Genomic DNA, 242 nt, shown 5'->3' with positions numbered 1-242 from the left:
GCTGTATTCGAATTCGAATACCGACGAGGAGGTCGATGTCCTCAGGGGCGGAAAAGGTGACGACCGATACTACATCTCGGAGGGCTACCAATACTCTAACTCCCCCGACAAAGTCATCGAGTTTGCAAACGAAGGCATCGACACCGTCTATGCCGAGTCGTACTCGTACTCGCTCCCCGACAACGTAGAAAACCTCGTCGCGGTGTTCAATTTTGACAGGTGGCACTGGAACAACCCGGAGT

1 protein-coding gene is annotated in these 242 nt (G+C 53.3%); it reads left to right on the top strand.

Annotation, left to right across the window (positions count from 1 at the left end; translation table 11 throughout):
- Nucleotides 1–242, top strand: a 242-nt coding sequence (locus tag ACQG3P_RS22340) for a hypothetical protein (protein WP_426806277.1), incomplete at both ends; no start/stop codon positions are given.

It is taken from the genome of Stenotrophomonas sp. SrG, assembly GCF_050031795.1.
GTDB lineage: Bacteria > Pseudomonadota > Gammaproteobacteria > Xanthomonadales > Xanthomonadaceae > Stenotrophomonas > Stenotrophomonas rhizophila_A.
This window is presented reverse-complemented; position numbering and strand designations above follow the sequence as displayed.